Source organism: Rubricoccus marinus, from assembly GCF_002257665.1.
GTDB classification, from domain to species: domain Bacteria; phylum Bacteroidota; class Rhodothermia; order Rhodothermales; family Rubricoccaceae; genus Rubricoccus; species Rubricoccus marinus.
In genome coordinates this window covers 2,429,628-2,438,815 of sequence record NZ_MQWB01000001.1, presented here as the reverse complement: position 1 = coordinate 2,438,815, position 9,188 = coordinate 2,429,628, and the positions used below count along the sequence as shown (strand labels likewise).

Annotated in this window: 9 protein-coding genes and 1 pseudogene; 7 read left to right on the top strand and 3 right to left on the bottom strand. The window is 69.9% G+C overall.

Annotated elements, in window-relative coordinates:
- Window positions 1-179 precede the first annotated feature (179 nt).
- Window positions 180-959, bottom strand: a pseudogene (locus tag BSZ36_RS10370) (ParA family protein); the annotation flags it as partial.
- A gap of 179 nt (window positions 960-1,138) precedes the next feature.
- On the opposite strand from BSZ36_RS10370, the gene BSZ36_RS10365 reads away from it, so the two are divergent.
- The 5 genes from BSZ36_RS10365 (at window position 1,139) to BSZ36_RS10345 (ending at window position 4,683) form a co-directional block, all read left to right on the top strand.
- The gene (locus BSZ36_RS10365) at window positions 1,139-1,354 is read left to right on the top strand and encodes a hypothetical protein (protein ID WP_094548633.1); all 216 of its coding nucleotides are present in this window, start codon (window positions 1,139-1,141) and stop codon (window positions 1,352-1,354) included.
- An 82-nt stretch (window positions 1,355-1,436) separates the two neighbouring features.
- Window positions 1,437-3,530 (top strand): ATP-dependent helicase, encoded by a 2,094-nt coding sequence (locus BSZ36_RS10360; RefSeq protein ID WP_179271129.1) that lies wholly within the window; start codon window positions 1,437-1,439, stop codon window positions 3,528-3,530.
- A 62-nt stretch (window positions 3,531-3,592) separates the two neighbouring features.
- Window positions 3,593-4,066, top strand: a complete 474-nt coding sequence (locus tag BSZ36_RS10355; RefSeq protein WP_094548629.1) for a GNAT family N-acetyltransferase — start codon at window positions 3,593-3,595, stop codon at window positions 4,064-4,066.
- A 78-nt stretch (window positions 4,067-4,144) separates the two neighbouring features.
- On the top strand, window positions 4,145-4,351 hold the full coding sequence (locus BSZ36_RS10350) for a hypothetical protein (RefSeq protein ID WP_094548627.1): 207 nt from the start codon (window positions 4,145-4,147) through the stop codon (window positions 4,349-4,351).
- Window positions 4,352-4,449: 98 nt separating this feature from the next.
- Complete coding sequence (locus tag BSZ36_RS10345) at window positions 4,450-4,683, top strand: hypothetical protein (protein WP_094548625.1); 234 nt, start codon at window positions 4,450-4,452, stop codon at window positions 4,681-4,683.
- Between the two features lie 40 nt (window positions 4,684-4,723).
- Here the strand turns inward: BSZ36_RS10345 and BSZ36_RS10340 are convergent, their stop codons facing one another.
- A complete protein-coding gene (locus BSZ36_RS10340; protein WP_094548623.1) occupies window positions 4,724-5,335 on the bottom strand; it encodes a hypothetical protein in 612 nt (203 codons plus the stop codon).
- 117 nt (window positions 5,336-5,452) lie between these two features.
- Between BSZ36_RS10340 and BSZ36_RS10335 the strand changes: the two genes are divergently transcribed.
- On the top strand, window positions 5,453-7,027 hold the full coding sequence (locus BSZ36_RS10335; protein WP_094548621.1) for an acyl-CoA mutase large subunit family protein: 1,575 nt from the start codon (window positions 5,453-5,455) through the stop codon (window positions 7,025-7,027).
- A gap of 33 nt (window positions 7,028-7,060) precedes the next feature.
- On the opposite strand, the gene BSZ36_RS10330 is transcribed toward BSZ36_RS10335, so the two are convergent.
- The gene (locus BSZ36_RS10330; RefSeq protein ID WP_094548619.1) at window positions 7,061-7,732 is read right to left on the bottom strand and encodes a hypothetical protein; all 672 of its coding nucleotides are present in this window, start codon (window positions 7,730-7,732) and stop codon (window positions 7,061-7,063) included.
- Between the two features lie 124 nt (window positions 7,733-7,856).
- On the opposite strand from BSZ36_RS10330, the gene queA reads away from it, so the two are divergent.
- On the top strand, window positions 7,857-8,936 hold the full coding sequence (gene queA, locus BSZ36_RS10325) for a tRNA preQ1(34) S-adenosylmethionine ribosyltransferase-isomerase QueA (RefSeq protein WP_094548617.1): 1,080 nt from the start codon (window positions 7,857-7,859) through the stop codon (window positions 8,934-8,936).
- Window positions 8,937-9,188: the final 252 nt, after the last annotated feature.

Genomic DNA, 9,188 nt, shown 5'->3' with positions numbered 1-9,188 from the left:
AAGGGCGTGGCGGGGGGCACGACCGGAGCCGGGGGCTGAACGGGTGTCGGCAGGGGCCTCGCGGCGGGCGTTGCCGCCAGAGGCGTGTGGTTGCGGGCGCTCGGCGGCGGCGTGGACGGCGAGGGCTCGGCTACGCGGGCCTGCACCGGCGGCGCGTTCTCGTCGGCTTCCTCGGCCTCTGGCGCATCGAGGTAGCGGCCGTTGTTTTTGACGACCTCGCCGGCGAGCGCCATGTAGTTGCGCGTGCCGGTAGAGACCACGTCGTAAAGCAGGACCGGCTTGCCAAAGGACGGAGCCTCGCTCACGCGAACGTTGCGCTGGATCACAGCGCCAAACACCCGGTCACCGAAGTAGCGGCGGACCTCGCTCGCGACCTGGTTGGAGAGGCGCAGGCGACCGTCGAACATGGTCAGCAGCACGCCCTCGATCTCCAGATCGGGGTTGAGGTGCTGGCGCACGATCTTGATCGTATTGAGCAACTGCCCGAGGCCTTCGAGCGCGAAGTACTCCGCCTGGACCGGGATGAGGACCGAGTCCGACGCGGTCAGCGCGTTCAGCGTCAGCAGCCCGAGGCTGGGCGGGCAGTCGATCACGATGAAGTCGTACTTCCGCCGTGCCTGCAGCAACGCCTTCTTAAGGACCTGCTCGCGCTCATAGAGGTCGATCATCTCGATCTCAGCGCCGACCAGGTTGATGTGGCTTGGAAGGAGGTCCAGAAACGGCATCTCCGACTGCAGCACGGCGTCCTCGACGCTGACGCTGCCCATCAGCACCTCGTACACGGACGAGGCGACGGTCCGGCTGTCCACGCCGAGGCTGGACGAGCCGTTGGCCTGGGGGTCCGTGTCCAGCAGGAGCGTCGGGTGCTCCATGGCGGCCAGGCTCGCCGCGAGGTTCACCGCCGTCGTCGTCTTGCCGACGCCGCCTTTCTGGTTGGCGATCGCGATGACCTTGCCCATGGGGCGAGCGCTGTGCTGGGGGGTGGGGCCTGCGGCCCGACGGGAGGAAAACGAAGGGGGCCGCGCGCCGATCACCGGCGGGCCGCACCTGCCTTCGAATATAGCCCGCCGCGGCGCTGGCGTCGGGACCCCGCCAGGGGCCTCTGGCGTGTATCGCGGCCTTTTCTTCTTCCAGACGCATGCCCTCACCCTCCGCTCTCGCGCTGGAGCACCGCCAGCGGCTCCTCGCCCTCCAGTCCGATCTCCGCGACTCGCTCTCTGCCCTCGACGGCGCCTCGGGCGACGCGCCGCTCCAACTCCGCGCCACGATCGAAACCGCCGCCGAAGCGCTCGGCGGCCTCGCCAACGCGTTCGGGGACTTCGCCGAAGGCGACGAGGACGCCTGGGAGGGATAACGTCTGCCCGGGCGATCCCGCGGCTCTCAACGCGTGAGTGCTGCCCGACGCCGATCTTAGGCGCCCGCTCCGCACCTCCACCGTGGCCCGCCGTTTCGTTCTCCCTGCCCGCACGCCAGAGGCCTCCGCTGCCTCAGGCGCGCTACGCGCGGACCTCCAGATCGACTACGCGGCGGAGCTCAACCCCCAGCAGCTTGCCGCCGCGACGGCCTCTGGCGGGCCGACGCTGATCGTCGCGGGCGCGGGGACGGGCAAGACGCGCACGCTGGTCTACCGCGTGGCGTACTTGGTGGAGACGGGTGTGGAGCCGGACCGAATCGCGCTGCTGACCTTCACGCGCCGCGCCGCGCGCGAAATGCTCGTCCGCGCCAGCGGCCTCTTGGACGGCCGCTGCGAGCGCGTGCGCGGGGGCACCTTCCACGCTTTCTGCGTCGAGGTTCTGCGGCAGCACGGCGAGGCCATCGGCTTGCCGCGGCGCTTTACGATCCTAGACCAGGCCGACGCCGCCGACGTGATTGACCTCGTGCGCACCGAAAAGGGACTGGACTCGCGCGAGAGGCGCTTTCCCAAGAAGCGCTCGCTCCAGCGCATCCTCTCCAGCGCCGCCAACCGCGGCATGAGCGTTCAAGAGGTCATCGAAGAGGAGCACCCGCACTACGCCCGCCACGCCGACGCCATCGCGGAGCTTGGCGACGCGTTTCAGGCCACCAAGCGCCGCTACGGACTGGCGGATTACGACGACCTCCTCGGCCTCACCGCGCAACTCCTCGCGACGCAAGAGGCCATCCGAAAGCAGGTCTCGGGCCGCCTCACGCACGTGCTCGTGGACGAGTACCAGGACGTCAACCACGTCCAGGCCGATCTCGTGCGGCTTCTGGCGAGCGAGCACGGCAACGTCACCGTCGTGGGAGACGACGCGCAGAGCATTTACCGCTTCCGCGGCGCCGACGTGGGGCACATCCTCGCGTTTCCCGAGCGCTTCCCCGGCGCGCGCGTGCTCAAGCTGGAGGAGAACTACCGCTCCACGCAGCCCATCCTGACCCTCGCCAACCACGTGCTAGAGGGCGCCCGAGAGAAGTACGAGAAGCGCCTGTTCACCCGCAAGGAAGGCGGCGAGACGCCCGGCCTGGTGCCGTGCCCGGACGAAGAGTGGCAGTCCCGGTTCGTTTGCGAGCTCGTTCTCGGCACGCGAGAGGCGGGGGTGCCTCTGGCGCGGCAGGCGGTCCTATTCCGGGCCTCGTGGTGCTCGTACGCGCTCGAAGCCGAGCTCACGCGGCGCCAGATCCCGTTCGTTAAAGTGGGCGGGCTCAAGCTGGCCGAAGCGGCCCACGTCAAGGACATGGTGGCGCACCTCCGCGTGGCGGAGAACGCGGCGGACGCGGTCGCCTGGAACCGGGCGCTGCTGCTTCTGGAAGGCGTCGGGCCGCGGACGGTCCGCAAGGTGCTGGACTGGATCGGCGCGCAAGAGGCCTCTGGCGCCGACGCGTACGGGCTCGCCTTCGGCGCCGATGCGCGCTACGCCGACTCGGTCCGTGCCCTCGCCGCGCTGCTGGCGGACCTGCGGGACGGACGGCCTCTGGCGGACCAGGTGGACCGCCTTCTCGCGTACTACCGCCCGCACTTCGAGCGGATCTACGACGACTGGGGGCGCCGCGAACCCGATCTGGACGGACTCGCCGACCTCGCCGCGCGCTACGAAACCCGCGCTGATCTCCTGGAATCCTTCGCGCTGGACCCCGTGGACCTCTCGCAAGAGGACGTGGAAGGCGCCTACCGCGACGAGCCCCCGCTCGTGCTTTCTACCATCCACTCCGCCAAAGGCCTGGAGTTCGATACCGTGGTGTTGATCGACGCGCTGGACGGCGTGCTGCCCAACGAGTACGCCGTCAAGACGCAGGCCGAGCTGGACGAGGAGCGGCGCCTCCTCTACGTCGCGCTCACGCGCGCCGAGCGCGAGCTGTACGTCAGCTACCCCGCGAGCCGCTGGCGCCGGGGCTCGGGCGGCTTCCTGACCCGCGTCAGCCGTTTCCTCGAAGACACGCCAGAGGCCCTGCTGGAGCGCGTGGCGCTCGTTGAGGAAACCTCCGGTTCGGCGCTCCCGCCCGCGGACGCGCGAGGCGCAATAGGCGCGGGAGGGGGAAAGGGCGGGGAGACGCCCAAGCGGTTAGGTCCGTGAGGGCTTGCAGGAGAAGGCGGAAACCTGTACCCTTCATTTTGGCTTCATGAAGTCTCGCGGCTATGCAAATCGACGCCTCCCCTAGCTCTTCTGCTGGCTTCTCGCTCGGGGAGGTGCGCATTGAGCGCGTGGGGATCTCGCGGTACGCCGAGGTGCAGGCCTTGAACCGGGCGGTGTTCGGCGACGACCGCGTCATCTTCCGGCTCGACCGGACGGACCTGACGTTTCTCGTGGCCTACCACGAGCAGACGCCCATCGGGTTCAAGGTCGGCTACGGGGAGTCCGAGCCGACGTTTTACAGCGCGAAGGGGGCCATCCTCGAACCCTACAGGCGCAGAGGCGTGGCCCGTCAGCTCCTGGCTCGGCTGATGGACGAGGCCCGCGCGATGGACTACCGCCGGTTCGCCTACGACACGTTCCCCAACAAGCATCCGGGCATGACCGTGATGGGCCTGGCCGAGGGCTTTAAAGTGACCGCGGCCGGGTACAACGCGGCGTACAGGGACTACCGCATCCGCTTCGAGAAGCGCCTGTAGCGCCAGAGGCCTCTGGCGCCAGAGGCTCGGAGCGGTCCGCCTCTGGCGGCCCCACCTGCGCTCTATCCCAACCGATCCATGCGCCGCGTTTCCCTCCTCATCCTTCTCAGTTGTGGCCTCGCGTCGTGCTCCGCGCCTGCACCGGTGCGTTGGAGCGGGGGAGGCGGGAGCAAAGCCGAGGGCAAGGTCTCGCTCTGCCACGACGGCAAGACGATCCGCGTGGACGGCAGCGAGGTGCGCGCGCACCTGCTCCACGGCGATCAGCGCGGCGCGTGCCGCGGCTAGCGACACACGCGCCAGAGGCCTCTGGCGTCGAGAGGTGTCGGGCGCGAAGAACAATCGGAGCGGCCCTCTCGTTCTCTTCGCGCACCTCTCTCGAACCGATGACCTCCCGTCTCCCGATCGCCGTTTTGCTCGGCTGCTGCGTTGGCCTCGCCGCGTGCTCCACGCCCTCCCGCACGACGGGAAAACGGGGCGACTCTCCCCGGCAGGGCCGTGCCGATACGCGAGGCAGCGGCAAAGTCACCATCTGCCACAAGGGCCGGACGCTCCGCGTGGACGGCAACGCGGTCCGCGCGCACCTCAACCACGGCGACCGCCGCGGCGCCTGCCGCTAGCGTCGCGCGCGGTCCGGCCTCTGGCGCCAGAGGCTTCCCTCTACTCCTGCACCACGGAGAGCACGACGTATCCGCCAGAGGCGACCAGTCGCACACCGTACGGCCGCTGCGCGCTCGCCGCGAACATGAGCGAGCCTTCAGGCGAGGGGACGGGATCGCCGCCTGCGGCCTCTTGCGTCTGCAAGGAGCGGAGTTGGAAAACCGTAGAGGTCAGGCGCGAAGAGACCGGGTCCGCGATGCTCACGCCGACAACCGCGCCGGCTTCGTAGGCGAGAACGAGAAGCCTCTGGCGCCCGCCCGCCTCGCGAGCAAAGGTGAGGATGGGAGCGGCGTCCGTTCCGTCCGTGCGCGTGGGCGTTCCCAGGCCGAGCGCGGACGCGGCCTCTGGGGTGCAGCCGAGAAGGCGCTGCGCCAGAGGCACCCAGGCGTTCGGGGTGGGCTCGAAAAGGTCGGCGGCATCCAACGGCGCCGCTTCCAGACCACACGCCTCTGGCGGCGCGGGTGGCGTGGGCGGAGGCCCGGGCGGGGGAGGAGTGGCCTCGGTGGTCGTGGTCTCTGGCGCGCGAGAGGCAGGCGCCAGAGGCGCATCGGCGGGCGGGGCTGAGGCGCACGCGCCGAGGGCGAGGCAGAGCAGGAGGGCGGAGGTTCGCATCGCGGTCGGAGGGGGACCGCAGGATCGCACCGCCAGAGGCGGCTTGCTTCGCGAACCGGCCCACGAACCCAGCCGCCCCCTCTGGCGTTGCCGAGGCCCCCGCGCCAGATCCCCCGCATGACACCCGACGCTCCCACGACCTCCTCCGGCCTCGATCTCCCCGCCGTCGCCACCGCCGAGGACCTCCCAGCCGATCTCGATGCGCGCCTCGGCGCCCCGGGCGAGTACCCGTTCACGCGCGGGGTCTACCCCGAGATGTACCGCCAGAGGCTCTGGACCATGCGGCAGTACGCGGGCTTCTCCACCGCCGAAGCGTCCAACGAGCGCTACCACGCCCTTCTCGGAGCAGGCGCCAGAGGCCTCTCGGTCGCGTTCGACCTGCCCACGCAGATCGGCTACGACGCCGACGACCCGATGGCCGAGGGCGAGGTCGGAAAGGTGGGCGTGAGCATCTGCTCGCTCGACGACATGCGGCGCCTGTTCAGCGGCATCCCGCTCGGCGACGTGACGACGAGCATGACCATCAACGCGACGGCGCCCATTCTGCTGGCGCTCTACGTCGCCGTCGCGAAGGAGCAAGGCGCGGACCTCTCGCGCCTGGGCGGGACGATCCAGAACGACATCCTGAAGGAGTACGCGGCCCGTGGCACGTACATCTTCCCGCCACGCCCGTCGATGCGCTTTATCACCGACGTGTTCGCGTGGTGCGGCCAAGAGCTCCCGCGGTGGAATACGATCTCGATCTCGGGCTACCACATCCGCGAAGCCGGCGCCACCGCCGCGCAGGAACTGGCGTTCACCCTCGCCGACGGCATCGCGTACGTCCAAGCTGCGCTCGATGCCGGGCTCGACGTGGACGCTTTTGGCAAGCGCCTGAGCTTCTTCTTTAACGCCCACAACGACTTCTTGGAGGAGGTCGCCAAGTTCCGCGCGGCTCGCAAGATGTGGGCGCAGATCATGCGCGAGCGCTTTGGCGCGACGGACCCGAAGGCGCAGATGCTCCGCTTCCACACCCAGACCGGCGGCAGCACGCTCACCGCCCAGCAGCCTCTGGCGAACGTGGCGCGCGTGACCATCCAAGCACTCGCGGCCGTCCTCGGCGGGACTCAGAGCCTCCATACCAACGGCTACGACGAGGCCCTCGCGCTCCCCACCGAAGAGGCCGCCACGCTCGCGCTCCGCACGCAGCAGGTCATCGGCTTCGAGAGCGGCGTGACCGAGACCGTCGATCCTCTGGCGGGCTCGTTCGTCGTCGAGAAGCTGACGGCGGATCTGGAGGCCGAGGCCACGCGGCTCATCGAGCAGGTCGACGAGATGGGCGGCGCCGTCGCGGCTATCGAGGAAGGGTTCTACCAGGACGCCATCGCGCAGAGCGCGTACCGCCAGCAGCTCGACATTGAGAGCGGCGAGGCGGTCGTTGTCGGCGTCAACAAGTTCCAGTCCGACGAGACGACGACGTTCGAGACGATGACCGTCCCGGACTCCATCCGCGAGACGCAGATCGAGCGCCTCCGCGAGCTCCGCGCCTCGCGCGACCCGGGCCTCTGGCGCGACGCGATGGACGCGATCACCGCAGCCGCCCGCTCCGACGAGAACCTCATGCCGCGCGTGCTCACCGCCGTCGAGGCCGGCGCGACGGTCGGCGAGATTTCCAACGCGCTCCGCGAGGTCTGGGGCGAGTTCGCGGGGTAGCTGCTAGCGCGAGAGGCCTCTGGCGCCAGAGGATTACAGGCCCATCCGGAACGTGAGGATGGGCGCGTTCGCTTCCACGCTGTAGCCCAGCGAGACTTCCGGCGGCGCGACCGTGACGCCTCCCGCCAGAGGCCTCTGGCGCCGGAGCCGCGCCTCGCGCGCGTTGCCGGGGATCGTCGCGAGGTCGTAGCCGATGGCGCTGGCGAGCCCGCCGAGGAGAACGGCCGCGCCCGCGTAGATCACCACGGCGGTCCCGTTCGAGCACCCCCCCTGGTCGAAAGACGAGAGCACGCACAGGAGCCCGCCCGTGAAGAGGAGTCCGCCGCCAACGGCTGTCGAGAGGCCCCGAATGCGGAGGCTGGTCACAACGTCGTCCTGCGCGCCTAGCGTAAAGTTGCCGACAAGCGAGCCGGTAAGCCCGCCGATAATCATCACGGCGTACGCCACCTCCTCGCCCTGGCGCCCCGGGCTCTCGTCGGGGCCGTTCTCTGGTAGCACAGTGTAAAGCGCGTACCCGCCCAGCACGGATGCGGCCGGGATGCCTACAGAGTAGGCGTACGCTCGAAGCGCCGACCTCTGCAGCGGCTGGAAGTTCTCCGTGACCGGAATCCTCAGCCCGGGGAGGGGCGGCAAGCTGTCCGTGGGGACCTGCGCCATCGCAGCCGATCCCGCGAGGAGGCTGGCGACGAGAACCAGAAAACGCATAGCGAGTGAGGGCTGACTGCGCGAAGGTAGGACACCCGCGCTCCATTCCCGTCCTCCCGCCGTCTTCGGTTGCCTCTGGCGCAAGAGGCCGACAGTTTGCGGCCTTCGCCTCCCGCCCAAGCCCGTGGCCGACGCCCTCGCGCCCTACGACTTCGACCTCCCCGACGCGCTGATCGCGCAGCGCCCTGCCGAGCAACGCGACGGCTCGCGGATGCTTGTGCTCCACCGCACTTCTGGCGAGATCGAGGACCGCCACGTAACGGATCTGCCGGAGTACCTGGCATCTGGCGACGCGCTCGTGTTCAACGACACGCGCGTGATGGCCGCCCGCCTTCTCGGCCACCGGCCGACCGGCGGCAAGGCCGAGCTGTTCCTCATCGAGCGGCGCGAGGACGGCCTTTGGCGCGCGCTCGCCAAGCCCGGACGCAAGCTCCGCGAAGGCGCCGAGGTCTGGCTCGGGGGGGAGAGCGGAGATGCGGGCTCCGGCGCCAGAGGCCTCCGCGCCGAGGTCGTCGGCGTCGAGGACGACGGCAAGCGGCTCGTCCGGTTCACGCGCGGCGGCGGGCCTCTGGCGGAGGCCGAAGAGCGCGAGGCGCTGGACGAGATCGGGCAGCTACCGCTGCCGCCTTACATCGCGCGGCCAACCGACCGCGCCGACCGCGAGCGCTACCAGACCATTTTCGCGCGCGAAAGCGGCGCCGTCGCCGCGCCCACCGCCGGGCTCCACTTCACTGACACGCTGCTGGGGCGCCTCGAAGCAGGCGGCGTTGGACGCGTGCACGTCACGCTCCACGTCGGCTACGGCACGTTCGAGCCCGTCAAGGCCGAGGACCTCGCCGACCACCGCGTCGCGGCGGAGCGGATCGCCGTCACGCCAGAGGCCTCTGGCGCCCTCAACCGCGTGCGCGCGGCGGGCGGGCGGATCGTCGCCGTGGGCACCACGAGCACGCGCACGCTCGAGACCAGCGCCGACGCCAGCGGCACGTTTTACCCGGCCTCTGGCGCCACGGACCTGACCGTCACGCCCGGCTACACCTTCACCGGCGTGGACGCGCTGCTGACCAACTTCCACCTCCCGAAGTCGTCGCTGCTCGTGCTCACGTCCACGTTCGGCGGGCGCGAGAACGTCATGCGCGCCTACCGCCACGCTGTTGCCGAGCGCTACCGGTTCTACTCCTACGGCGACTGCATGCTGATCCTGTAGAGCGCCTCTGGCGTCAGAAGCCGGGAGCGCAAGAGGCACGGCGCAAGGGGAGAACGTGAGGAGAGACCACCGCCTCGCAAGCGCGGCCGGCGCGTCCCCTATCATGCCGTCTCGGAACGAGACGCCGCCCGTTCCCGCGGCTTCTGGCGCCCGCACGAAACCACCCCGCGCGCCGCCAGAGGCCTCTGGCGCGAGGTCTTTAGCGTCTCAGGCTGTGCCGCTTTTGAGAGATAGCCCGTGCGGGCGTCACCC